We start from the raw sequence: 24473 nt of genomic DNA, 5'->3' as shown, positions 1-24473 counted from the left end.
TTCGTCTTAATTTTTAAATGGTTACAAAAAACAAAAAATAAGCATAATGGTATTTAATGCAGACGCAAAAAAGCCGTCCGCGGACTATTTCCGCAGACGACATTGCAGCTGAATTTAATTAAATACCGAGCGCTTTTTTACCGGCGTTTATAACCTCGATAATTTTATCTGTATCGTATATACAGCCTTTCCATGTCCCGCCGCTGACCGATTGCAGCGCCGCCCACAGGCGGGTATCGTCCGGTAAAAAATCATGGGCGTGCAAATCGGGATGCGGCGTTCTTGCCGCCAACTCTGCCGCCCCCTCTTCCGGCGTCAGCCGCTGGTGCGCCGTACCGATAAAATTGACGTGACCGGTGAGCGCCAGCCTGTCGACGACGATCTCAATCACATCGTCATCGCGCAGCTTGCCGATGGGTCCGCCCGCCAGCGCTTCCGGGGCGACGTGGCCGAAGCAGGCGCCGGTCGACACGCCGGAGAAACGGGCATCGGTGATCAGCGACACCGTCTTCCCCCACGAGACATGTTTCAGCGCCGAGGTGAGCTGATAGGTCTCTTCCATGCCGGTCCCGGACGGCCCGCCGCCGATCACCACCATAATATCGCCCTGCTCGATCTCGCCGTTTTTGATCGCCTTGATCGCCCGGGCTTCCGAAACAAATACCCGCGCCCGTCCGGTGTGGCGATACACGCCGTCGTCATCCACCACCGACGGATCGATCGCCGTGGCTTTGATCACCGAACCTTCCGGCGCAATATTGCCTACCGGGAAGGCCACCGTGGAAGTGAGGCCTTTGGCTTTCGCCCGCGCCGGCGGGAGGATCACATCATCCGGATCGACGCCGTCCTGTTCGCGCAGACACTGCCGGAATTTCTCACGCCGCTCGGAAGTCTGCCACCAGTCGAGGTTTTCTCCCACCGTCTGACCGGTGACCGTCATCGCATCCAGATGCAGCAGACCAAGATCGCGCAGGTGCAGCATCACTTCCGGTACTCCGCCGGCGAGGAAAGCCCGCACCGTGGGGTGGTAGTCCGGCCCGTTCGGCAACACGCTGACCAGACGCGGGACGCTGCGGTTGATCCGCGTCCAGTGTGCAACATCAGGAATGGTGCACCCCGCCGCATGGGCGATGGCGGGAATGTGCAGCAGAAGGTTGGTCGAGCCGCCGAACGCCGCGTGGATAACCATCGCGTTTTCGATCGCCTTATCGGTCAGAATATCGCGCGTGGTAATGCCGCGATTATCCAGCTCACTCACCGCCCGCGCCGACTGGCGAGAGATTTCCAGCCAGACGTCCTGCCCCGACGGCGCCAGCGCCGAGTGCGGCAGCGCCAGGCCGAGCGCTTCCGCAACGACCTGCGAGGTCCCCGCCGTGCCCAGGAACTGGCAGCCGCCCCCTGGCGAAGCGCAGGCGCGACAGCCTAATTCCGCCGCTTCCTGCAGCGACAGCTCGTGGTTGGCGTAGCGTGCGCCGATGGTCTGGACTTTACCGGCATCTTCGCCAAAGGTCGGCGGCAGCGTCGCCCCGCCGGGCACCAGAATCGTCGGCAGGTCATGCATTGCCGCCAGGGCGATCATGGTCGCCGGCAGGCCTTTGTCGCAGGTCGCCACGCCGATCACCGCCCGACGCGTCGGCAGCGAGCGGATCAGACGACGAAACACGATCGCCGCATCGTTGCGGTACGGCAGGGAGTCGAACATGCCGTGCGTACCCTGAGAGCGCCCGTCGCACGGGTCGCTGACGAAGGCGGCGAAAGGAATCCCGCCGTTGCGGGTAATCTCCCTGGCCGCCGCCTGCATCTGCAGGCCAATTTCCCAGTGGCCGGTGTGGTAACCCAGCGCCACCGGGCGGCCGTCGCCGGCGCGAATCCCCCCCTGAGTGCCGATAATCAGCACCTCTTTGCCGGTGAGTTTGTTGGCGTCCCAGCCCATGCCGGCGTTTTGCGTCATCCCGAACAGATTACCGCTCGGCGACTCCATCAGCATTTGCGGCGTCAGCGGCAGCGCCCCCTGCGGGCCGGCAGCATGGGTGATGACCGCATAAAACGCATCATTCTGGGGCGTGAAAATCGTCTCTATTGCCATCTTAATTTTCCGGTTCAGCAGAGTCTGAGCTGTTGTAGTAGCGTTTTGAGCTGCCGCTTTTTCGCCTCGTCCAGCGGAGAGGACGGGGGCAGCACATGCGTGGAGATCGGCCGCCCGCACAGCACGATCGCCTCTTTAATCACATTCACAAACGGCGTATCCAGCTGGTACAGCTGCGGGATTTGCAGCAGCGTCTGATGGTAGCGCGCGGCTTCCGCCAGGTTGCCGTCGCGGAAGGCCTGCAGCAGCTTTACCGAGATCTGCGGGGCAAAGTTACCGCTGGCCGAGATGGCCCCGTCGCCGCCCAGCAGCAGGGTGTTAAACAGGTGGTCATCGTAACCGCACAGCACCGAGAAGTGCGGGTGCGCCGATTTCACCGTCTCAATCATGCTACGCAGATGAGCCACCGAGTCGATGGTGTCTTTGATGCCGACAATATTGCTGCGCGAGTCGGCGAGAGTTTTGACCAACGCGGGCGTCAGATCCTGACCGCTCAAGGCCGGGAAGTTATACAGCAGCACCGGCAGCGTGACGCTCTCGGCTACCTGCTGGAAGTAGCGAATCAGGTTGGGCTCAGAGACTTTCCAGTAATAGGGGTTAATGACCACGATCCCGTCGGCGCCGGCCTGCTGCGCGTGCTGGCTGAGTTCGATGGTCTCCCGGGCGTTGGTGCCGCCGGTACCAATCAGTACCGGTACCCGGCGATCGACGTGGGCGATGGCGAAGGCGGCAATGGCTTTGCGCTCATCGGCATTAAGCTGCGAGAACTCCCCGCCGCTGCCGAGGAAGAACAGGCCGTCGACGCCCGCGGCGATCATGTCGTCGATCAGCGCGGCGGTACCCGGTTTATCGAACTGGCCATCGGCGGTAAAAATGGTGGAGACAGGCGGAATAATCCCCGAGAACTGCACGGTTTGCGGCATGAGATCTCCTTGCTGAATCATTTTGTTCTACATTATAGAACAGCGTTCGTTTATTTAACGACCATACTATGTCGCCTGCAAAGAGAAGGTAAATGGGGTGACGGACGTAAGTGCACGTTTTTCAGACTGGATCACAAAATGCTGCAACGCCTTATGCGTGCGACAAACCGGCCTCTCTTGCCCGGGCTACGCACCGGCCCCAGCCGTAGCCCCGGTAAGCGTCGCGCCACCGGGGAGTGTTCCTGGATTACAGAAGATAAACTGTTCGCTGTGCGGCCCGTTCGGCAGCAGCAGCGCGGTGCGAGGGGGATTATCGGGGCGTTAACCTGCCATGGACGGGTTTGGTGGTGCGGCCCGTAAAGCGGAAAAAAGCAGGCCACAACGCTGTGTGGCCTGAAAGTGGATCAACGATTAGATTCCTGCCGTTTCACGAATGTATTTACGCGCTTTGAGGGCGTATTCGAAGGGGTTAGCCAGCGCCGGATCCTGCTCGGCTTCAACCACCATCCAGCCTTTATAGCCGCGATCGTCCAGCAGTTTGAACACCGGACGGAAGTCGATCACGCCATCGCCAGGCACGGTAAAGGTGCCTTTCTTCACGCCATCAAGGAATGACAGCCCTTCACGACGAACCTGCTCAATGACCGACGGGCGCACGTCTTTCAGGTGCACGTGGTTAATACGCGGCAGGTATTTCTCGAGGATCGCCAGCATCGGCGCTTCGCCCCCTTCGGAATACCAGGCATGTCCGGTGTCGTACAGCAGGAAGACTTTGTCATCGACCAGCGACATAAATTTGTCGATCTCTTCGGTGGTCTGAATACCGGTTCCCATATGGTGGTGCAGACACACCTGCATGCCCTTCTCGGCGGCCAGGCGCCCCAGCGTGTTGTAGCCTTCGGCGACACGCTGCCACTCTTCCTCGCTGAAGCAAGGTTTTGCCTCGCCGAGAATCGGTTTTTCCAGCCCCTGAATGCTGCCGCTTTGCTCGGAGCAGCCAATCACTTTCGCCCCCATCGCCTGCAGGAAATTCATGTGATTCACAAACTCGTCAATGGTCTTTTCCCGCTGCCCGTTGGCAAAAAAGGTGCTGAACCAGGCATTGCAGATCTGAATGCCGCGAATATCCAGCATCGGCTTGAGCACCGCCGGATCGCGCGGGTATTTGCTGCCCACTTCGCTGCCGCTAAACCCCGCCAGCGCCATTTCGCTGACTATCTGCTGAAAGGTATTTTCGCTGCCCAGTTCAGGCATATCATCGTTGGTCCAGCCAATAGGGGCGATCGCCAGTTTTACATTATCTTTGTTCATAAAAATGCTCCTGTTGCCGCGCTTTAGCGACGCAGCAATTCACGTTCGATGAGTTCACGGGTTTCCACTGCCTGGTATTTCATTTTTTCCGGGTAGCCAAATAGCGAGGCGGCCACAATCGGCGCGCCGCCGACTTTGAAGGTCTGCTCAGCAAAGTTCATTTCGCGCAGCGTGCGGAACAGCGCGTCGAAATCCACGTCCCCCTCGCCAACGCCAACGTGCTGGTGGACCGCGGCATCCACGCCCGGCGGATTAACGATATAGCGGCAGTGCTTTGTATGATTTCGGGTATCGGCAATCAGCACGTGTGAGAGATCGCCGCCGGCATAGCGCAGCATTTTCTCGACCTCACCTTTCCCTTTGTCATAAAAGAAAGTGTGCGGAACGCTGTATACGTACTTCACATTCTCGCTACGGAACGACTTCACGATATCGACGGTTTCGTTATGTTCTTCGCAGAAGTCCCACGGATGCGCCTGAATCTCCACGCGAATACCTTCGCGCTCGAAAATGGGCAGCAGCTCGTCCATCGAGCGATAGAACATCTCTTCACAGATCTCCGGCTGATTCGGATCGCCGGAAAACTCGGTGTTGATCACCTGCACACCCATTTCTACCGCCACTTCGATCAACCGTTTCCAGTTTTTTACCGCCGCCTGACGGCGCAGTTCATCCGGGCCGGACCAGCGGTAAACGCAGATAAACGAAGAGATCTCCACGCCAGTTTCACGCAGCGCCTGTTTGTACTCGGCAATCACTTCCCGACCAGCGCGCGGGTGTTTGTAGAACGGGTTAATCTGCGGATGGGGCGATTGCTCAATGTACTTGTAACCCCATTCCGCAACCTGGTGGACCATCCGGGTAATCCCGAGATCGCGAATCACATCAACGTCGAAAGCAATTTTCATCGTCGTTACCTGTTCAAAGAAGTTCCGTAAGCGGGAGACGGATTAGCGCTGATAGAACGCCGGGCACTCGGGCAGCGTCACCGCGACCGGTTCGCTGCTCTCCTGCGCCTGCAGGCAGGCATCGGCCGCAACGGAGGCCGCATAGCCGTCCCATGCCGACGGTCCCTGCAGCTGGCCGGCTTTCACATCATTGATAAAGGCCTGCAGCTCCACGTCGTAGGCTTTGATAAAACGATCTTTCCAGTCGGTCAGGATCGCGGTCGACAGGTTGGCGCTTTTACGCATCTGGATTGCAGATGGCTCCGGCAGACGGGCAATCCCCGTTTCCCCGACTACTTCGCACTGGATGTCGTAGCCGTACTGGCAGTTGACGAACACTTCGACGTCGATCAGGGTGCCTTTACGCGTTTCGAAGGAGACGATCTGCGGATCTCTCAGGCGCGGATGGGTGTGAGAGGTCGAGCGCGGGAAACGCACCTGTACCGAACGGTAGTCATCGTTGAGCAGCCAGCGCAGCACGTCCAGCTCGTGGATCAGGGTGTTGGTGATCGCCATGTCGGTGGTGTAGTTCTCGCCGACCGACTGGTTACGGTGCGCGCAATGCAGCATCAGCGGCGCGCCAATATCGCCATCATCAATGACTTTTTTCAGCGCCAGGTAGCCTTCATCGTAAGGGCGCATAAAGCCAACCTGCACCAGGCGGCGGCCCGCTTTCATTTCCGCATCGACAATGCGTCGGCAGCCTTCCGCACTCATCGCCAGCGGCTTCTCGCAGAACACCGGTTTGCCGGCGGCGATCGCCGCGAGGGTATACTCTTCGTGCGTCGGATCCCACGAGGTGACAAGGATAGCGTCGACATCGCCGGAGCGGATAACATCGTGGCCGTCGGTGTAGATTTCCGCCTGCACGCCCGGCAGCGCTACCGCCGCACGTGCGCTCTCCGCATTGATATCCGACACCGCCACCACGGTGGCTCCCTGTAAGACCTGGGTGCAACGACGGATATGTTCTTTACCGATGGCGCCAGCGCCGATGACACCTAATTTGAGTGACATAGTGGTTTTCTCCGTGATTCTGTAGGGTTCAAGGTGAGCGTTCTGTTCTAGTAATCCCGCGCTTCGGCGCGTTTTTCATTAATCATTTCAGCAACTTTGCGAATACGTTCTGACAAGGCCGTTTGGGCGACGCCGACGTTCCACCAGCTGCCGTAGGAATGCACCATGGTCTTCGGCAGCACTTTAATATCAATCAGCGTGCTGATCGTCTCGCGACGCGCGGCATCCAGCGCCTGACGCAGCTCATTCAGGGTAGTGACGCGCCAGGTTTTGCAGCCGTAGCCCGCCGCAATAGTGGCGAAATCGACCGGCACCAGGCCGCCCTGCAGCTGCCCGTTCTCCGCTGAGCGATAGCGAAACTCGGTGCCGAAGCTGCCCATACCGTGGCCAATCTGCAGGTTGTTGATGCAGCCGTTGGCCATATTGTCGAGCAGTACAACGTTGATCTTCGCCCGCTCCTGCAACGAGGTCACCAGCTCAGAGTGCAGCATCATGAAAGAGCCGTCTCCGACCAGGGAATAGACTTCGGTTTGCGGCTGCGCCAGCTTCACGCCCAGCGCGGCATTCACTTCATAGCCCATGCAGGAGTAGCCGTACTCTACGTGATAAGTGTTGGGTGCTCGGTTACGCCAGACGCGCTGCAGATCCCCGGGCAAGCTGCCCGCCGCCGCCACAATCACCGCATCCGCCGGAAGCGTTTCATTGAGTACGCCCAGCACGCTACTCTGGGTCAGCGTGGAGTCGGTTATCTGGCGAAATTCCCGATACACCGACTCGCGATCGAGAGCATCATCGACTTCCGGGACAAAAGCCTTTTCCTGCCAGACGGCCTGATAGACGCGCTGGGTCTCTTTCAGCTGGCGGCTCTGGACGCTGTCGATCTGCGCGCCCCAGCTCGCCTGCCAGCCTTCGCCGGCCAGCGCGCTGTCCAGTGACGTCAGGGCTTCGCGGGCATCGGCCAGCAGCGGAATGCCGTCAAGCTTCCAGGCATCGAAGTTGCTGACGTTCACATTCAGAAAACGCACGCCTGGGTGCTGGAACAGCCATTTTGAGGAGGTGGTGAAATCGCTAAAGCGGGTGCCGATACCGATAACCAAATCGGCCTCTTTCGCCAGCAGGTTGGCGGCCAGGCAGCCGGTTTCACCGACGCCGCCGACGTTCAGCGGATGGGAGGAGACTACCGTCCCTTTCCCGGCCTGGGTTTCTGCGAACGGAATGCCGTAGCGTTCCGCGAAGCGGGACAGCGCTTCCCCGGCACCGGCATATTTCACACCGCCGCCGCATATAATCAGCGGCTTGCGGCTGGCCTTAATGGCCGCGACCGCATCCGCCAGCTGGGCGGCGCTGGCCGGGCGGCGATCGAGACGATGCACGCGGCGCACAAAGAACGACTCCGGGTAATCCCAGGCTTCGCCCTGCACATCCTGCGGCAGACAGAGAGTGACGGCACCGGTTTCCGCCGGATCGGTCAGGACGCGCATCGCATTAATGCAGGCGCTCATCAGCTGTTCCGGACGCGTAATGCGGTCCCAGTATTTGCTGACGGCCCGGAAGGCGTCGTTGGTGCTGATGCTCAGGTCATAGCTCTGCTCAACCTGCTGCAGCACCGGGTCCGGCTGACGGGTAGCAAACACATCGCCGGGCAGCAGCAGCAGAGGAATGCGGTTGGCGGTGGCCGTCGCGGCGGCGGTAATCATATTGGCCGCGCCCGGACCGACGGAAGAGGTGCAGGCGATGATCTGGCGGCGCAGAGACTGGCGGGCAAAACCGGTGGCGACGTGCGCCATACCTTGTTCGTTACGCCCCTGGAAGACCCGCATGTCGCCGCTGTCTTGTTCCAGCGCCTGGCCCAGCCCCAGCACGTTGCCGTGGCCAAAGATGGCGAAGATACCTTTTACGAATTTATGCTCTTCGCCATCGACGTCGAGAAACTGGTTATCAAGGAACTTCACCAGCGCCTGCGCCATTGTCAGTCTCAGTTTGCCCATCTTGCACAATCCTTATTGTTCAGTATTTGTGTGTGGGTTAGCGCGTTTTCCCCGTGCTACACGCTTGTCACAGCCGCGGGAAATCGTTAACGTCCACTGGAATACTTTTGGATTATAGGCAAACATTTTTTTCATTAAATAGAAATACAGAAAAAATATTTCATTTTGCGAGAGGGATCAAACTCTCTCCCTGTTTCACCCGTTTCACCCAGCCCGGTCACCCCGCCATCGGCCGTTCAAGGCGCGCCGCCGCTTAATTATCCCTTTTAAAATCATGCATAAAGCACTCACCTACTGAACCATGCCGCACCAGGCGTCACCCGCGCCCTCGATCCTGTGCAGAATGGGGCCTGGCGCGGCAGAGTGGTAGATCCCTCACACTTTTGGTTTTTTAATTTCGATCTCATTTGCAAATGAAATATTTATTTCTCAAACTAGGGATAACCGTTCACCCTCAGGCTGTGTGTGGAGACCTTGTCGGCATTCCGACCCTTCCGTACAGCAGATATGCAAAAGGAAAACCTAGCTATGAATGCAGCAGTAAAGCGGCTCGACGTCATCTGTATTGGCCGGGTGGCTGTCGACCTCTATGCCCAGCAGATTGGTGCAAGGCTAGAAGATGTTGCCAGTTTCTCTAAATATCTGGGCGGATCTTCCGGCAACGTAGCCTTTGGTACCGCCATTCAGGGATTAAAATCAGCCATGCTGGCGCGCGTCGGCGATGAGCACAATGGTCGTTTTCTACGCGAAACGCTCGCTCGGGCCGGGGTCGACACCGAATACCTGATCACGGATAAACAGCGTCTTACCGCGCTGGTGATGCTGGGCATTAAAGATCAGGAGACCTTCCCGCTTATTTTTTACCGTGATAATTGTGCCGATATGGCGCTGGTGCCTGAGGATATTAACGAAGAGTACATCGCCTCTTCCCGTGCGCTGGCGGTAACGGGCACGCACCTCTCTCATGCCAGCACCCGCGCGGCCGTCCTGAAGGCGCTGGAGTACGCCCGCCGTCACGGTCTGCGCACCGCGCTGGATATCGATTACCGTCCGGTGCTATGGGGATTGACCTCGCTGGGAGACGGTGAAACGCGTTTCATCGAATCCGGTACGGTCACCAGCCAGCTTCAGGAAGTGCTCCATCTGTTCGATTTAGTGGTCGGTACAGAAGAGGAGTTCCATATTGCCGGCGGCAGCACCGATACGCTGACGGCGCTGAAAAATGTCCGCCATGCGACTAAAGCGACGCTGGTCTGTAAACGGGGTCCGATGGGCTGCGTGGTGCTGGAAGGCGACATTCCCGATAGCTGGGACAGCATTCCGCTCCAGCAGGGCGTGCGGGTTGACGTACTCAACGTGCTGGGCGCGGGCGATGCCTTTATGTCCGGTCTGCTGCGCGGCTGGCTGAATGATGAAGGCTGGGAGCAGGCGTGTCGCTACGCCAATGCCTGCGGCGCGCTGGTAGTCTCACGCCACGGCTGCGCGCCGGCGATGCCGACCAAAGTCGAGCTGGATGATTATCTGCTGCGGGCGGAATCCGTCCCGCGTCCGGATATCGACGCGCGATTAAACCATTTACACCGCGTCACCAGCCGCCGTCAGCAGTGGCCGGAGCTGTGCATTTTCGCTTTTGATCATCGTAAACAGTTGGCGGATCTGGCCCATGAAACCGGATGCGATCCGGCCTCTATTCCCCAACTCAAGCTGCTGCTGCTGGCTGCCGCCGAAGCGGCCGCCAAAGAGGCGGGGCTGGAACAGCGGAGCGGTATTCTCGCTGACGGCACCTACGGTCAGAGCTCGCTGAATGCCATTACCGGTAAAGGCTGGTGGATTGGTCGCCCTATCGAGCTGCCGGGTTCGCGCCCGCTGCGTCTGGAACACGGCAACATTGGTTCCCAGCTGATCGACTGGCCGCTGGAGCATGTGGTCAAATGCCTGGTCTTCTACCACCCGGCAGATCCGGCACCGCTGCGGGCTGAGCAGGATGCGCTGCTGCTGGAAGTCTGGCAGGCCTGCAACAAGTCCGGACACGAGCTGCTGCTGGAGGTGATCCTCCCGGAAAATGGCCCGGATAAAGACGAGCGCCACTACCGCACGATGCTGGAACATTTTTACCAGCTTGGCATTCAGCCGGACTGGTGGAAGCTACCGCCGCTCTCCAGCGCCAGCTGGGAGAAGATCGCGGGTCTGATCGCACGCGAAGATCCCTGGTGTCGCGGGATCCTGCTGCTGGGCCTCGATGCGCCGTCAGATCGACTGCGCGCCGGGTTTGCCGAGGCCGCCGGCCACCCGATCATCAAAGGTTTCGCCGTCGGACGTACCATCTTTGGTCAGCCTTCACGACGCTGGATGGCGGGCGAACTGAGCGATGAGGCGCTGATTGGCGAGGTGAAACAAAACTACCTGAGGCTCATCGACTACTGGCGTGAAGCCCGCGGTTAACCGCGATAAAACCCGCCCGCACCTCCCGGTGCGGGTTTTTTTTCTGTTTCTTCGTGAAATGAATCGCGTATTTCATCGCAAAAAATGAAAAATTCGCTTCATTTGGTACACTGGAAGTTATATTCCTTTCATTTTCTCAGAGCGCAATCTATGGCCAATAATCCGACCCAACTGACCATCCTGCAGGATGAAATCCGGCGTCGCTACGACACATTAAGCAAACGCTTAAAACAGGTGGCACGCTATATTCTGGATAACAGTAATAGCGTCGCTTTCGATACCGTCGCTTCCATCGCCCAGCAGGCGGATGTCCCGCCATCGACGTTAATCCGTTTCGCCAATGCGTTCGGTTTTAGCGGCTTTAACGAAATGAAGCAGATGTTCAGACAGCATCTGATGGAAGAGACCGCCAACTACACCGAACGCGCGCGCCTGTTCCGCCAGACGACCAACGATGAAACGTCGCCGCCGGAAACGCCAACGGAAATTCTCAATATGTTCACCATGGTGAATACCCAGGCGCTGCAGCAGCTAGCGATGCAGACCTCTGGCGATGATCTCGAGCGCGCGGTCGGCCTGCTGGCGGAGGCGGAGAATATCTATGTGATTGGCCTGCGCCGCTCGTTTAGCGTCGCTTCCTATTTGACCTATGCGCTGCGTCATCTTGATCGTAAAGCGTTCCTGATCGATGGTCTCGGCGGCATGTTCACCGAGCAGCTGAGCCTGGTGGGGCCGAAAGACGTGGTGGTCGCCGTGAGCTTCTCGCCCTACGCGCGTGAAGTGGTCGAGCTGGTTGAACTTGGCGCCCAGCGCAAAGCGCGACAGATTGCAATAACCGACAGCCAGGTCAGTCCGCTCGCGGCCTTCAGCGATGTCTGCTTTGTAGTACGTGAAGCGCAGGTTGACGGTTTCCGCTCCCAGGTAGCCTCTCTGTGCCTGGCCCAGACGCTGGCCGTTTCACTGGCGCTGAACAGCAGCAAAGAACCGCAAACCCAGCAGAACCTCGCCTGACCCTGCCCCCTCTCCCGATGTAGCCCCGGTAAGCGCAGCGCCACCGGGGAAGATCACCGGCGCCGTCGCGAAACCTCCCGGATTGCCGCACCAGCACCTGATCCGGGCGCCCCTCTCCCGATTGTAGCCCCGGTAAGCGCAGCGCCACCGGGGAATATCACCAGCGCCGTCGCTAAACCTCCCGGATTACCGCGCCTGCGCCTGATCCAGGCGCCCCTCTCCCGATGTAGCCCCGGTAAGCGCAGCGCCACCGGGGAATATCACCGGCGCCGTCGCGAAACCTCCCGGATTACCGCGCCTGCGCCTGATCCGGGCGCCCCTCTCCCGATGTAGCCCCGGTAAGCGCAGCGCCACCGGGGAATACCTCCGGAAGGCCACCGGGGAACAACAGAAGACAAAAAGGGCCGCTAAGCAAAACTTAGCGGCCCTTTTAACTCTTGCGATCCGTCAGTCGTGACGAGGATAGTCAGGACTATTGATCCACGCGTGGTCCTCTTCCCAGGTAAACAACCACTTGCGCTCCGGCCCGGCCATCACGTTCAGATAATAACTGTCATACCCGGCAATCGTCGCGACCGGATGATAGCCGCGCGGCACCATCACCACATCGTGGTTGTACGGTGCCATGCAGGCATCCAGGCTGCGGTCATCGGTATACACTCGCTGGAGTGCGAAGCCCTGCGGCGGATCGAAACGGTGATAGTAGGTCTCTTCCAGCTGGGTCTCTTTGCCCAGCTGCGCGGTATCGTGTTTATGCGACGGCCAGGAGCTGGTGGCGCCTTCGTCGGTATACACCTCCACCACCAGCAGACAGTCGGCCTGCGCATTATCCGGCAGGATATTGTGCACCAGACGCTGATTACGCCCTTTGCCACGATGCTCAACGCCCACATCCTGCGGACGAATCACCCGCGCCGGCAGCGTACCTTTACCCGGCGCGCTGCACACCGCCAGTTCAAGGTCAGAATCCGCCGTCACTTCCACCTTGTCCTGCGTCGGGACGTACACCGCCCACGGCGGGGTACGTTCAAACGGCGACATGCGCTGTCCCAACCCTGGGAAGTCGGCCTTCGTCGTTTTGACCGACGCCAGCCCGGCAACCAGCACCAGACACAGCTCGCGTTCGCCGCTTTCCAGCGTAATGCTCTGCCCTTTTTTCAGCATCCACACATCAAAACCGATATAGCGCCAGCCGGCGCTTTGCGGCGTGATGTGCTGGATCTGCCCCTCTTTTCGTGATTTAGCCAGTAACGACATGGCGTTCTCCTTCGCCGATTAACCTAAGGTCGGCATGCTGAATTCAGATACGGTTTGCTGCCCTTGCGGCCAACGCACGGTGGCGGTTTTCATGCGGGTGTAGAAGCGCACGCCGTCAGGACCATGGACGTTGAGGGCGCCAAATACCGAGCGCTTCCAGCCGCCGAAGCTGTGGAAAGCCATCGGTACCGGAACCGGCACGTTCACCCCGACCATCCCGGCCTGGACATCATGCACGAATTCACGGGCGGTGTGTCCATTGCTGGTAAAGACGGCGCTGCCGTTGCCAAATTCGTGGCTGTTCACCAGCTCCAGCGCGCTGTGATAGTCCGCCACGCGGACAATACCCAGTACCGGTCCAAAAATCTCTTCCCGCCAGATGGTCATATCCGGCGTCACGTTGTCGAACAGCGTACCGCCGACATAGTACCCGTCATCATAGCCTGACACGCGCAGCTTACGCCCGTCGACGACCAGTTTCGCCCCTTCGCTGGCGCCTTTATCGATATAGCCCAGCACTTTCTTCTGATGGGTATCGGAAACCACCGGGCCCATTTCGTTCTCTTCTTTGCCGCGCATACATCCCGGCCCGACTTTCAGCGCTTCCACCAGCGGCTTCAGACGTGCAATCAGCTTATCCGCCGTTTCATCGCCCACCGCGACCACGACCGGCAGCGCCATGCAGCGCTCGCCTGCAGAACCAAACGCCCCACCCATAATCGCATTCACCGTGGCATCCAGATCCGCATCCGGCATCACAATCGCGTGGTTTTTCGCTGCGCCAAAGGCCTGCACGCGTTTGCCGTGGGCGCTGGCAGTTTTGTAGATATATTCGGCAACACCGGAAGAGCCCACGAAGCTGACCGCCGCAATACGCGGATCGGTATACAGCTGCTCGGCATCGTCGTTGCTGCAGTGCACAACGTTAAAGACGCCATCCGGCAGGCCTGCTTCCTTCAGCAGTTCAGCCAGGCGTACCGCGGCCGTCGGGGCCAGCGCCGGTGGCTTGAGGACGAAGCTGTTGCCGCAGGCCAGCGCCAGCGGGAACATCCACATCGGCACCATCGCCGGGAAGTTAAACGGCGTAATCCCCGCCACAACACCCAGCGGCTGCATCAGCGAATAGCTGTCCACGCCGGTGCCGACATCAGAGGAGTATTCACCTTTAATCAGATGTGGAATACCGCAAGCAAATTCAACCACTTCCAGACCACGTGTCAGCTCGCCCAGTGCGTCCGACCAGACTTTACCGTGCTCGCTAACGATGATTCCCGCCAGTTCTTCAGCATGTTGCTCAAGCAGCATTTTAAAGTTGAACAGGACGCGGGCGCGGCGTAGCGGCGTGGTGCGCGACCAGCTTTCAAACGCATCACGGGCAACCTGAATGGCATCAGAGACTTCCTGAGCGGTCGACAAAGTGACTTCGCGCACCACCTTGCCCGTCGCCGGGTCATACACCGGCATCGTTTCATTGCTGCTGCTGGTGACGGTTTTCCCGCCAATAAAGTTTCCTGTGATCGTCATCTTCTCGCCTCATGATGTGGGAAGGCCAACGCTGCGGCCCCGTTCCGATTTTGCTGTGCTATAACCGTAGTAAAATGAAACTTATATTTCAATGTTGGCGTATAATGAAATTCTATTTTGGTGATGACCGTCGCATTTCCCGGCCGCGGTGCGCGAGTTTCGTCAAGAAAGCGCCCCCGATAAGATTCAGCTGCGACGCCATCTGTACCCGATGTGACTTAGAGCGGGAAAGTACGATTATTTGCGAAGCAGCTCAAAGATCCACCATTTCATCCATTGCTAATTATGAAATAAATGTTTTGACTTACAGTCGATCGAATAAACCCAATCTATCGTCATTCAGGAGAGCCACATGGCTATCGCACTGCAACGTTTCTGTCTTAATCGCAAGATCGCCCCATCCCTGAGCATCGAGGCCTTTTTCCGTCTGGTGAACAGTCTTGGGCTGAATAAGGTCGAGCTGCGTAATGATTTGCCCACAGGAAAAGTGACCGACGATCTGAGTCATCAGCAGGTGCGCGAGCTGGCCGACCGCTACCATATTGAGATTTTGACCATCAATGCGGTATACCCATTTAACCGCCGCACGGAGCAGGTTCGCGGCCTGGCCGAATCTTTGTTGCAAGAGGCCAGAGCCATTGGCGCCAAATCGCTGGTCCTGTGTCCGCTCAACGATGGCAGCGAGGTGCCGGCCAGCGAAACCCTGAGTGCGCTGCGCGATCTGTCGCCGCTGTTTTCGTTTTACGGCGTGCGGGGCCTGGTTGAACCGCTGGGTTTCCCGCAGAGCTCACTGCGATCTGCGGCACAGGCGCAGACGCTCATCCGCGATGCGAAGGTACCGTTTAAGCTACTGATTGATACCTTCCACCACCATCTCTATCCGCAGGCGGATGCCGAGTTTAGCCAGGTGGATATCGCTGACATCGGGCTGGTGCACCTTTCCGGCGTGGAAGACGCCCGCCCACGGGAAAACCTGACCGACGACGAACGAATCATGCTGACGGAAAAAGATCGGCTGCAAACCGGTGAGCAAATCAAACACCTTGAAGCCCGGGGTTATCAGGGGGTGTATGCGTTCGAACCGTTTGCGCCGGAGCTGGCATCCTGGAGCGAAGAGGATATCCGCCGCGAGACGGAACGGAGCATCGCGCTCATTCAACACCATTGCGCCTGAGAGAAATCAACGTCACGCCAGGCGAATATAGCGATTTCTCACATCGGTTTACGGCCAGTTTGCCTATAATCGACGCAGGATAAATGGAGGAATCGATCATGAGCGCACCCCTGCTGATTGCCCGCACGCGGGAAAAACAGCTGCATTTACTGCCGGGAATGGCTAACCGTCACGGCCTGATTACCGGTGCGACCGGCACCGGTAAAACCGTCACCCTGCAAAAGCTGGCGGAGTCTTTTTCAGAAATCGGCGTGCCGGTCTTTATGGCCGATGTGAAGGGCGACCTGACCGGGATCGCCGCAGCGGGCCAAAATTCGGAGAAACTGCAGGCGCGGCTGGAAAAAATCGGCGTCACCGACTGGCAGCCCCACGCTAACCCGGTGGTGACATGGGATATTTTCGGCGAGAAAGGCCACCCGGTCCGGGCGACGGTGTCCGATCTCGGGCCGCTGCTCTTGTCACGATTACTGAATCTCAACGAAGTCCAGTCCGGGGTGCTGAATATTATCTTCCGCATCGCCGATGACCGCGGTCTGCTGCTCCTCGACTTTAAGGATTTGCGCGCCATCACCCGGTATATCGGCGACAACGCCAAAGCTTTTCAAAACCAGTATGGCAACATCAGCAGCGCCTCGGTCGGCGCCATCCAGCGCGGCCTGCTGACTCTGGAACAGCAAGGAGCGGAGCACTTTTTCGGCGAGCCGATGCTCGACATCCAGGACTGGATGCGTCTCGACGAGAACGGCAAAGGGGTGATTAATATCCTCAGCGCCGAAAAGCTGTATCAGATGCCGAAACTCTACGCCGCCAGCCTGCTGTGGATGCTCTCGGAGCTCTACGAGCGCCTGCCGGAAGCCGGAGATCTGGAAAAGCCGAAGCTGGTCTTTTTCTTCGATGAAGCGCATCTGCTGTTTAACGATGCGCCTCAGGTGCTGCTGGATAAAATCGAGCAGGTTATCCGCCTGATTCGTTCCAAAGCCGTGGGGGTTTACTTCGTGTCGCAGAACCCGTCGGATATTCCCGATGCGGTTCTCGGCCAGTTGGGCAACCGCGTTCAGCACGCCCTGCGCGCCTTTACACCAAAAGATCAGAAAGCGGTGAAAACCGCGGCGCAGACCATGCGCGCCAACCCGGCTTTCAGCACCGAACAGGCCATCCAGGAGCTGGGCACCGGTGAAGCGCTGATCTCCTTCCTCGATGAAAAAGGCAGCCCTTCGGTGGTCGAGCGCGCGATGGTAATTGCCCCCTGCTCACGAATGGGGCCAGTGACCGATGATGAACGCAACGGGCTCATCAATCACTCCCCGCTGTATGGCAAATATGAGGATGAAGTGGATCGGGAGTCCGCCTTCGAGAAATTGCAGCAGGGCGTGCAGGCCACCGCCGAACAGCAAAATGCGCCGCCGGCAAAAGGGGCCACCGCTGACCTCGACGACGGCATTTTAGGCGGCCTGAAAGATATTCTGTTCGGCACGACCGGCCCGCGCGGCGGCAAGCGCGACGGTCTGGTACAAACGGCAGCGAAAAGCGCCACGCGGCAAATCACCAATCAGATTGTGCGTGGCATGCTCGGAAGTTTGCTGGGCGGCAGACGGCGCTAGTCAGACGCACACCGCTGCCGGGGCGATAAGGGTGCCCTTTTCGCCCCGCAGGATGGCTGGGGCATCGCGCAGCGCGCCGATGTACGCCGGGTGACCTGTCATCTCCACAAACTGGATCGCGGCTTCCGCTTTCGGCCCCATTGCACCATCCGGCACGGCCAGCGGCCGAAGATCGTCCACGGTGGCCGTGCGCAATGCGCGCGCTTTTGGGGTACCCCAGTCAAGATAAACGGCGTCAGCCTCGGTGAGGATCAGCAGCGCTTCTGCCTGCAGCGACTGAGCCAAAACCGACGCCGCCAGATCTTTATCCACCACCGCCTCCATGCCCTGATAACTGCCGTTTTCCTCCACCACCGGCGTGCCGCCGCCGCCCGCACAAATCACCACGTTGCCGTCGGCCAGCAGCTGACTAATGGCCTGCCGCTCAAGGATTTTTTGTGGTCTTGGCGACGGCACGACCCGGCGAACATAGTCGCCGTCTTTTTTCATCTGCCAGCCATAGCGGGCCTCCAGCGCACTTTGCTCCTCCGCAGCCCACACCGGACCGATATATTTCCCGGGCTGGCGAAACGCCGGGTCGGCGGCGTCCACTTCCACTCGGGTCAACAGGGTGACGACCGGTGGGATCCCGGCCCGGCTGCCCAGCACCTGAGCAATCATGTAGCCCAGCATCCCCTGGGTCTCGGCCACCAGCACATCCAGCGGCCACGCCGGGCTGTCGCTGTAAGCCTGATTTTGCAATGCCAGCAGCCCCACCTGCGGGCCATTACCATGCACAATCACCACCTGATACTCCTGGCTCAGACTGGCCACCACATCGGCAATTTGCGCAATATTACGGTACTGATTTTCGGCGCTTAACGCTTCACCGCGTGCCAGCAGAGCATTCCCCCCCAGCGCAATGACGATGGTCTTTTTCATGTTATTCTCCGGTTAATAATATTGCCTGAAAACATAACGAAATAATCATCATAAAATGTGAGCAATATCATTATTGACCGACTCGAAAGAACAATTTAAAAATTAAACCTCAGTCCATCATGGTTATTAAATTAATTCTAATAATGGCTTCTTTTAAATATTTTTAATAATCCAGACGGCGTGAAGAAAAAAAATCTCACAATCAGGCGAGTGTGATCTGCTTCACCAGAATACCCCTATTTCTACTGTAGGTTTAGCCACAGAACACCCGCCGGGACTGGCGGCGGCAACATTATCTACAGGAGACAAACCATGTCTGCACAACTCAACGATGCGGTGGCCCCGCACAAAAGAGGGATCCCCGCCTGGTGGGTGACCATCTTTTTATTCTGGCTCGGCTGGATATTTATGTATGCCGACCGCACGGTATTAAACCCGGTCATGGGGGAACTGGAAAAAGAATTTGGTTTATCAGGCACCCAGCTCGGATTAATGAATTCGGTCTTTTATTTCTCTTACGCTTTATTACAGGTTCCGGCCGGGATCCTCGGAGATAAAATAGGCAAGAAAAAAGTCCTTATTCCTGGATTTTTACTGTTCGGGGCCTTTACCGCCGCCACCGGCTGGGCCAAAAGCTGGAGCACCCTGCTGTTCGCCAGGGTCGTCACCGGCGCTGGCGAAGGCACCTACTACGGCCCGCAGTACGGCCTCTCCTCAGAGCAAATCCCCAAAAAATACCGTTCGCTCGGCAGCGCCATCATCAACAGCGGCATGGCTTTTGGTATTGCGCTGGGGCTGATGGCCTCCAGCTGGCTGGTGTATGACCAGGGCTACAGCTGGCGTACGCCGTTCTTTGTCATGTCGATCCCTACTCTGCTGACCGGGCTGGCTATCTGGCTGTTTGTCAAAGAGAAAAAGCGCCAGCCCGTCGAGGCAGGCGGGGTGGCGAAACCGAAAAGCAAATTCACCGATTTGTTCAAAAACCGCAATCTGCTGCTGGTCTATCTGATGGTGTTTTGCAGCCTGTTTGGCTTCTTCGTGATCCTCACCTGGCTGCCCTATTACCTGCAAAGCGAGCGCGGCATTGCGGGCAGCGAAACCGGCTTTATCACCTCGCTGGTCGCCTGGATCTCAATCCCTGGAGCGCTGCTCTTCTCCTCGCTCTCCGACCGTCTGGGTAAACGTAAGCCGCTGATTCTGGTACTGGTGCCGGTGGCCATTCTCAGCATGCTCTCCATCATCTGGATGCCGAATATGACCGGGGTAATCGTCGCCCTGTGCGTTTACGGCCTGGTCGGCAAGCTGGCGCTGGATCCGGTTCTGGTGGCGCTGGTCGCCGACAGCGTCGATGAGAACAACTACAGCTCCGCCTTCGGCCTGTTCAATTTTATCGGTATGAGCTCCTCCATACTGGCTCCGGTGATTGCCGGCGCCGCTCGCGATATGACCGGCAGTCTTGCCTCCAGCTTCTACGTCTCCGCGGCGTTACTGGTCGTGGGTCTGGTCGGCATGCTGTTCCTGAAAGAGAAGAAATAACCCGAGGTCTGTGATGATTTACGCATTCGTAAAAAAAGGCAGTTTTCAGGACTCCGTCAGCCTGATGCTTATCTCCCGTAAGCTGAGCGCCATTGACGATGTCGAAGAAGTCTCGGTGATGATGGGCACCCCCGCTAACAAAGCGCTGCTGGAGTCGACGGGCTTCTGGCATGAAGAATTTGCCCAGGCAACGCCGAACGATATCTGCGCGGCAATCCGCACCCGTCAGCCGGTCGCCGATATTCTCACCCTGATCCAGCAGCGACTGGACGCCGAGCTAAACACCATTGCCCAGGGGCAAAGCAGCGGCCTGCGTCTGCAAAAGGCGCGCCGCTGGGAGAGCGCCTGCGCGAAGCTGCCGGAGGCAAACCTGGTGCTGATCTCCGTCGCCGGGGAGTACGCGGCGGGCGTGGCCCGTCAGGGGCTGGAGAGCGGTAAAAATGTGATGCTGTTTTCTGACAACGTGCCGCTGGAGCAGGAGCGGGCCCTGAAACAATACGCCCGCGAGCGCGGTCTGCTGGTGATGGGGCCCGACTGCGGCACCGCCGCCATCGCCGGAGCGCCGCTGGCCTTCGCCAACATTCTGCCTGCGGGCTGTATCGGGGTGATTGGCGCTTCGGGCACCGGCATCCAGGAGCTGACCTCACAGGTAGCGCTGCTCGGCCAGGGCGTGACTCACGCGATGGGTTTAGGGGGACGCGATCTGAATCAGCAGATCGGGGGCCTCAGCGCCCTGACGGCGCTGGAGATGCTGGCGGCAGACGAGCAAAGCAAGGTGATCGCTTTCGTCTCCAAGCCCCCTGCTGAATCAGTCAGGCAGACCATTATCAGCGCCATGAAAAAGCTGTCTAAGCCCGTCGTCGCCTTGTTTCTCGGCAGCAAACCCGCCCGGGCGCAGGAGGGCAATATCTGGTTCGCCAGCTCACTGGCTGAAGCCGCGCGCCTGGCCGCTATGCTGGCGAGCGTCGAGCAGATAGCGGCTTCGCAGGCACCACAACGTGGTAAGCAGATCCTTGGCCTGTATGCAGGCGGTACGCTCGCCGCTGAGGCGGCGATGCTACTGGCGGAGCATCTGGGGGTGGAAACCGATGCTCATCACCCGGACGGCGTGATGCTGGAAGCCCAGGGTCATCGCCTGATCGATCTTGGCGACGACGCCTGGACGGTGGGACGCCCGCACCCGATGATCGACCCAACCACCCGTTCACAGGAGATCGAGAAACTCAGCCAGCAGCCGGAAACCGGGGTGCTGCTGGTAGACATCGTGCTCGGCTATGGCGCCTGTGACGATCCGGCGGGCGCGCTGCTGGAGGCCATTAACACCGTCCGCAGCGCCCGTGGCCCTGAGCAACCGCTGACGGTTATCGCCACCGTCACCGGCACCGAACAGGATCCCCAGCCTCGCTCCCAACAAATCGACGCCCTGCTCAACGGCGACGTCATCGTAATGAACACCTTGCAGGAGGCGGTGCTGCTGGCGCATTACCTGGTGGCTCCCCGTCAACACCCGGCGCCTGTCGCTCCCCCGGCGCTGCTCAACGGCGTGCAGGTGATCAACGTTGGCCTGCGCAGCTTTGCCCGTGATTTGCAGCAGGCCGGTTGCCCGGTGGTGCATTTCCAGTGGGCGCCGATAGCCGGCGGCAATCCGCATCTGGCGGCCCTGCTTAAGCAACTGAACTTTTGACTCTATTTTTGTAAGAGGTAGCTATGTACACCAGCATTAATCAAGCAAACGACGCGGTGATCGCCCGTATTAAAGCCGCCCGCCCGCACTGGCTCGACGTTAAACCCGCCGCCAGCGTTATCCCTGAACTGCGTGAAGGCCGCGTGCTGCTGCATGCCGGGCCGCCAATCCGCTGGCAGGAGATGACCGGCCCGATGCGCGGGGCCTGTCTCGGGGCCTGTCTGTTTGAAGGCTGGGCTGATGATGAAGCCCATGCTTTGCAGCTGCTGGAGCAAGGAGAGGTCGCCTTTGTCCCCTGTCATCACGTCCGGGCAGTGGGTCCGATGGGCGGTATTACCTCCGCCAGCATGCCGGTGATTGTGGTGCGCGATGCGGTGCACGGCAATGAAGCCTATTGCAACCTCAACGAAGGAATCGGCAAAGTGATGCGCTTTGGCGCTTACGGCCCTGACGTGCAAACCCGTCTGCGCTGGATGCGCGATACCCTCGCCCCGGTACTCAGCGACGCGCTAAGCACCTTCGAAGAGGGCCTTGACCTGTCGGCGCTGATGGCGCAGGCCATCACCATGGGCGACGAGTTCCACCAGCGCAACATCGCCGCCTCGGCGCTGCTGATGCGTACCCTTGCCCCGCGCATCGCCGGACAGGAACGAGATAAAACCCAGACCGGTGAAGTGCTGGAGTTCCTCAGCGTCACCGATCAGTTCTTCCTCAACCTGGCAATGGCCTACTGTAAAGCCGCCATGGATGCCGCCGCAGAAATTAAAGCAGGCTCGGTGGTCACCGCCATGACCCGCAACGGCCAGATGTTCGGCATCCGCGTCAGCGGCCTCGGCGACCGCTGGTTTACCGCGCCGGTGAATACCCCGCAGGGGCTGTTCTTTACCGGCTACAGCCAGGCAGATGCCAACCCGGACATCGGCGACAGCGCAATAACGGAAACCTACGGCATCGGCGGCGCGGCGATGATTGCTGCCCCAGGCGTTACCCGCTTCGTTGGCGCAGGCGGGATGGAGGCGGCCCAGGAAACATCAGAGGAGATGGGCGAGATTTATCTTCAGCATAACCCGCTGTTGCAGATCCCGTCGTGGAACTTCCAGGGGGCCTGCCTGGGGCTCGATATTCGTCGGGTCGTGGAAACCGGCATCACGCCAATCATTAATACCGGCATTGCCCACAAGGAGGCCGGGATTGGCCAGGTGGGTGCCGGAACCGTCCGCGCCCCGCTGGCCTGCTTCGAGCAGGCGCTGGAAGCGCTGGCCCAGGCGATGAATATCCAGGCAGCCTGATATGATCCTGACGCCGCTTGCCTCTGGCTGCAGCCATCCGCTCCCGGACGGCGAGTGGCGTTGTCATAGCCTGTTTAACCAGGCCATTAATCTGCAGCATGAGGATGGCACGCTGTTGACCCTGCTGCGCGGCGGAACAAACCTGCCACCCATGGGCTGGCTGCTGCACTGTCAGGAGTATGATTATCTGCGCAGCATCCTCTCTCCTGGCACCGTGCTCACTCTGTTTGCCGGCGTTTTACACTGGCGGGCGCTGCGATTGCGCGCTCCTCGTCGGCATATTACCCCCTCACTCCCTACTCATCCCTTACAGCCACTGGCGGCTTTTTTATCCGCTTATCCTCAGAATACCGGGCTTTGCGGCAGCCTCTCAGAAGCGGTGAACCGTGCAGATGCGCCACAGCAGCGCCTGTTCAGGCTGCTGAACAACGGCTTTGCCGACGCAGAAACGCTGATCGGACTCGGCCCCGGACTGACCCCCTCCATGGACGATATGCTGGTCGGTGCGCTGGCCGTTCTGTACTGCGCCGCGCCACTTCGCGAGTTGCCTCGCAAAATCGAGCAATTCCCCCCGGCCCGGACGCTGCAACAGCTGACAACGACGGTAAGCGCTTGTTATCTTCTGCACGCCAGTCAAGGGCGCTTTTCGACCACGCTTATCCATCTCCTGCGTCACCTGGCTGTCGGTGCTCATCGCACAAGGACTCACCACGCCATTCGTCACCTGCTGGCACACGGACACACCTCTGGCGCAGACACTCTGCTGGGAGTGCATGTTGCGCAGCAGTGTCTGGTAACGCATGTATCAGGGGGACACTGTAATGATGGACCATGAAACGATCCGCACCTTTATTCGCGTGGCGGAAACCCGGAGTTTTTCCCGCGCCGCCGAGAGCCTGTTCAAAACCCCGGCCGCCATCAGCTACCGCATCAAAATGCTGGAAGAATCGTTGGGTACACCGCTGTTTCTGCGAACCACACGCTCGGTCAGTCTGACCCCCGCCGGCACCCATCTGCTTGAGCGCTGCCTGCAGTGGCTAAGCTGGCTGGAGGCGATGCCCGATGAGCTAAGCCAGGTCAATGACGGCGTCGAACGCCAGGTGAATCTGGTTATCAACAATCTGCTGTACGACAACCTCGCCGTGGCCCTGCTGCTCAGCCATCTGCATCAGCGATTCCCGTTTACCCAGTTTCAGGTCTCCCGCCAGGTCTATATGGGGGTCTGGGATGCCATGCTGTATGGCGACTACCACCTGGCGATTGGCGTCACCGGTTCGGAATCGCTCTCCAACTCAATTAATCTGTTGCCGCTCGGGGAAATCAGCTGGGTCTTTGTGGTGGCGCCGCATCATCCGCTGGCGGCCGTCGAAGGGGTGATTAACGATGCACCGCTGCGCGCTTTCCCGGCTATTAATATCGAAGATACCTCCCGCAATCTCACCAAGCGCGTGGCCTGGCTGCTCTCCGGACAGAAGGAAATAAAAGTCCCGGACATGCAGACTAAATTACAGTGCCATATTACCGGGGTGGGCGTCGGCTTTCTGCCGCGCAATGTCTGTCAGCCGTGGCTTGATAACGGCAGTCTGATAGCCAAAGAGGTGGAGAATCGTCGACAGCCTTCACCGCTGTCGCTGGCATGGAGTAAAGAACGGGACGGTAAGGCGGTGAGTGAGATAGTGACGCTGTTCCGTCATCAGGAAAGCTGCGTGAAAGGGTTTTTAAACAATATTGACAGGCCGCCCGCGCTGTAACGACTCCTCCC

18 protein-coding genes are annotated in these 24473 nt (G+C 58.9%); 9 read left to right on the top strand and 9 right to left on the bottom strand.

The annotated features are described in order from the left end of the window. Nucleotides 1-118 precede the first annotated feature (118 nt). From ROR01S_RS11245 to iolD, 6 genes are all read right to left on the bottom strand, one after another. Nucleotides 119-2086 carry a YjhG/YagF family D-xylonate dehydratase gene (locus ROR01S_RS11245; protein WP_004857383.1) on the bottom strand — a complete coding sequence of 656 codons (1968 nt, stop codon included), beginning with the start codon at nt 2084-2086 and terminating at the stop codon, nt 119-121. Between the two features lie 14 nt (nt 2087-2100). Continuing rightward, entirely contained in the window at nt 2101-3009 is a 909-nt protein-coding gene (locus tag ROR01S_RS11240) for a dihydrodipicolinate synthase family protein (RefSeq protein WP_015585290.1), read from the bottom strand. Between the two features lie 411 nt (nt 3010-3420). Continuing rightward, nucleotides 3421-4320 carry a myo-inosose-2 dehydratase gene (gene iolE, locus ROR01S_RS11235; protein WP_004857371.1) on the bottom strand — a complete coding sequence of 300 codons (900 nt, stop codon included), beginning with the start codon at nt 4318-4320 and terminating at the stop codon, nt 3421-3423. 23 nt (nt 4321-4343) lie between these two features. Next, nucleotides 4344-5228 (bottom strand): sugar phosphate isomerase/epimerase family protein, encoded by an 885-nt coding sequence (locus ROR01S_RS11230; RefSeq protein WP_004857366.1) that lies wholly within the window; start codon nt 5226-5228, stop codon nt 4344-4346. Between the two features lie 42 nt (nt 5229-5270). After that, on the bottom strand, nt 5271-6284 hold the full coding sequence (gene iolG / locus ROR01S_RS11225) for a bifunctional inositol 2-dehydrogenase/D-chiro-inositol 1-dehydrogenase (RefSeq protein WP_004857363.1): 1014 nt from the start codon (nt 6282-6284) through the stop codon (nt 5271-5273). 47 nt (nt 6285-6331) lie between these two features. Further along, entirely contained in the window at nt 6332-8272 is a 1941-nt protein-coding gene (gene iolD / locus ROR01S_RS11220; protein ID WP_004857359.1) for a 3D-(3,5/4)-trihydroxycyclohexane-1,2-dione acylhydrolase (decyclizing), read from the bottom strand. Between the two features lie 528 nt (nt 8273-8800). Here iolD and ROR01S_RS11215 point away from each other — a divergent pair. Together ROR01S_RS11215 and ROR01S_RS11210 are read left to right on the top strand one after the other, a co-directional pair. Next, on the top strand, nt 8801-10714 hold the full coding sequence (locus ROR01S_RS11215) for a bifunctional 5-dehydro-2-deoxygluconokinase/5-dehydro-2-deoxyphosphogluconate aldolase (RefSeq protein ID WP_064359473.1): 1914 nt from the start codon (nt 8801-8803) through the stop codon (nt 10712-10714). 150 nt (nt 10715-10864) lie between these two features. Further along, nucleotides 10865-11725 carry a MurR/RpiR family transcriptional regulator gene (locus ROR01S_RS11210; protein ID WP_004857352.1) on the top strand — a complete coding sequence of 287 codons (861 nt, stop codon included), beginning with the start codon at nt 10865-10867 and terminating at the stop codon, nt 11723-11725. A 447-nt stretch (nt 11726-12172) separates the two neighbouring features. On the opposite strand, the gene iolB is transcribed toward ROR01S_RS11210, so the two are convergent. Continuing rightward, nucleotides 12173-12982, bottom strand: a complete 810-nt coding sequence (gene iolB / locus ROR01S_RS11205; protein ID WP_064359472.1) for a 5-deoxy-glucuronate isomerase — start codon at nt 12980-12982, stop codon at nt 12173-12175. A gap of 18 nt (nt 12983-13000) precedes the next feature. Beyond that, nucleotides 13001-14506, bottom strand: a complete 1506-nt coding sequence (locus tag ROR01S_RS11200; protein ID WP_004857345.1) for a CoA-acylating methylmalonate-semialdehyde dehydrogenase — start codon at nt 14504-14506, stop codon at nt 13001-13003. Between the two features lie 352 nt (nt 14507-14858). Between ROR01S_RS11200 and ROR01S_RS11195 the strand changes: the two genes are divergently transcribed. Beyond that, on the top strand, nt 14859-15680 hold the full coding sequence (locus tag ROR01S_RS11195; RefSeq protein WP_064359471.1) for a TIM barrel protein: 822 nt from the start codon (nt 14859-14861) through the stop codon (nt 15678-15680). A 98-nt stretch (nt 15681-15778) separates the two neighbouring features. Continuing rightward, nucleotides 15779-17281: a helicase HerA-like C-terminal domain-containing protein gene (locus ROR01S_RS11190; protein WP_004857337.1), complete on the top strand. Its 1503-nt coding sequence runs from the start codon at nt 15779-15781 to the stop codon at nt 17279-17281. Here the strand turns inward: ROR01S_RS11190 and ROR01S_RS11185 are convergent, their stop codons facing one another. Next, complete coding sequence (locus ROR01S_RS11185) at nt 17282-18202, bottom strand: carbamate kinase (RefSeq protein ID WP_032718605.1); 921 nt, start codon at nt 18200-18202, stop codon at nt 17282-17284. Between the two features lie 312 nt (nt 18203-18514). On the opposite strand from ROR01S_RS11185, the gene ROR01S_RS11180 reads away from it, so the two are divergent. The 5 genes from ROR01S_RS11180 to allS are packed head-to-tail and all read left to right on the top strand — an operon-like array spanning nt 18515 to nt 24462. Then, nucleotides 18515-19738 (top strand): MFS transporter, encoded by a 1224-nt coding sequence (locus tag ROR01S_RS11180; protein ID WP_064359470.1) that lies wholly within the window; start codon nt 18515-18517, stop codon nt 19736-19738. 13 nt (nt 19739-19751) lie between these two features. Continuing rightward, nucleotides 19752-21422, top strand: coding sequence for an acyl-CoA synthetase FdrA (gene fdrA, locus ROR01S_RS11175; RefSeq protein WP_064359469.1), 1671 nt, complete (start codon nt 19752-19754; stop codon nt 21420-21422). Between the two features lie 23 nt (nt 21423-21445). Continuing rightward, on the top strand, nt 21446-22711 hold the full coding sequence (locus tag ROR01S_RS11170; RefSeq protein ID WP_004857327.1) for a YlbE family protein: 1266 nt from the start codon (nt 21446-21448) through the stop codon (nt 22709-22711). A gap of 1 nt (nt 22712) precedes the next feature. Continuing rightward, on the top strand, nt 22713-23546 hold the full coding sequence (locus ROR01S_RS11165; RefSeq protein ID WP_064359468.1) for an oxamate carbamoyltransferase subunit AllH family protein: 834 nt from the start codon (nt 22713-22715) through the stop codon (nt 23544-23546). Then, complete coding sequence (gene allS, locus ROR01S_RS11160; RefSeq protein ID WP_004857321.1) at nt 23533-24462, top strand: HTH-type transcriptional activator AllS; 930 nt, start codon at nt 23533-23535, stop codon at nt 24460-24462. Before ROR01S_RS11165 ends, allS begins: the two co-directional genes overlap by 14 nt. The last annotated feature ends 11 nt before the right edge of the window (nt 24463-24473 follow it).

It is taken from the genome of Klebsiella ornithinolytica NBRC 105727 = ATCC 31898, assembly GCF_001598295.1.
GTDB classification, from domain to species: Bacteria; Pseudomonadota; Gammaproteobacteria; order Enterobacterales; family Enterobacteriaceae; genus Klebsiella; species Klebsiella ornithinolytica.
This window is presented reverse-complemented; position numbering and strand designations above follow the sequence as displayed.

Coding starts and splice junctions, on each gene's coding strand:
- ROR01S_RS11245 (WP_004857383.1), bottom strand. CDS start 2,086: ATGGCAATAGAGACGATTTTCACGCCCCAGAATGATGCGTTTTATGCG.
- ROR01S_RS11240 (WP_015585290.1), bottom strand. CDS start 3,009: ATGCCGCAAACCGTGCAGTTCTCGGGGATTATTCCGCCTGTCTCCACC.
- iolE (WP_004857371.1), bottom strand. CDS start 4,320: ATGAACAAAGATAATGTAAAACTGGCGATCGCCCCTATTGGCTGGACC.
- ROR01S_RS11230 (WP_004857366.1), bottom strand. CDS start 5,228: ATGAAAATTGCTTTCGACGTTGATGTGATTCGCGATCTCGGGATTACC.
- iolG (WP_004857363.1), bottom strand. CDS start 6,284: ATGTCACTCAAATTAGGTGTCATCGGCGCTGGCGCCATCGGTAAAGAA.
- iolD (WP_004857359.1), bottom strand. CDS start 8,272: ATGGGCAAACTGAGACTGACAATGGCGCAGGCGCTGGTGAAGTTCCTT.
- ROR01S_RS11215 (WP_064359473.1), top strand. CDS start 8,801: ATGAATGCAGCAGTAAAGCGGCTCGACGTCATCTGTATTGGCCGGGTG.
- ROR01S_RS11210 (WP_004857352.1), top strand. CDS start 10,865: ATGGCCAATAATCCGACCCAACTGACCATCCTGCAGGATGAAATCCGG.
- iolB (WP_064359472.1), bottom strand. CDS start 12,982: ATGTCGTTACTGGCTAAATCACGAAAAGAGGGGCAGATCCAGCACATC.
- ROR01S_RS11200 (WP_004857345.1), bottom strand. CDS start 14,506: ATGACGATCACAGGAAACTTTATTGGCGGGAAAACCGTCACCAGCAGC.
- ROR01S_RS11195 (WP_064359471.1), top strand. CDS start 14,859: ATGGCTATCGCACTGCAACGTTTCTGTCTTAATCGCAAGATCGCCCCA.
- ROR01S_RS11190 (WP_004857337.1), top strand. CDS start 15,779: ATGAGCGCACCCCTGCTGATTGCCCGCACGCGGGAAAAACAGCTGCAT.
- ROR01S_RS11185 (WP_032718605.1), bottom strand. CDS start 18,202: ATGAAAAAGACCATCGTCATTGCGCTGGGGGGGAATGCTCTGCTGGCA.
- ROR01S_RS11180 (WP_064359470.1), top strand. CDS start 18,515: ATGTCTGCACAACTCAACGATGCGGTGGCCCCGCACAAAAGAGGGATC.
- fdrA (WP_064359469.1), top strand. CDS start 19,752: ATGATTTACGCATTCGTAAAAAAAGGCAGTTTTCAGGACTCCGTCAGC.
- ROR01S_RS11170 (WP_004857327.1), top strand. CDS start 21,446: ATGTACACCAGCATTAATCAAGCAAACGACGCGGTGATCGCCCGTATT.
- ROR01S_RS11165 (WP_064359468.1), top strand. CDS start 22,713: ATGATCCTGACGCCGCTTGCCTCTGGCTGCAGCCATCCGCTCCCGGAC.
- allS (WP_004857321.1), top strand. CDS start 23,533: ATGATGGACCATGAAACGATCCGCACCTTTATTCGCGTGGCGGAAACC.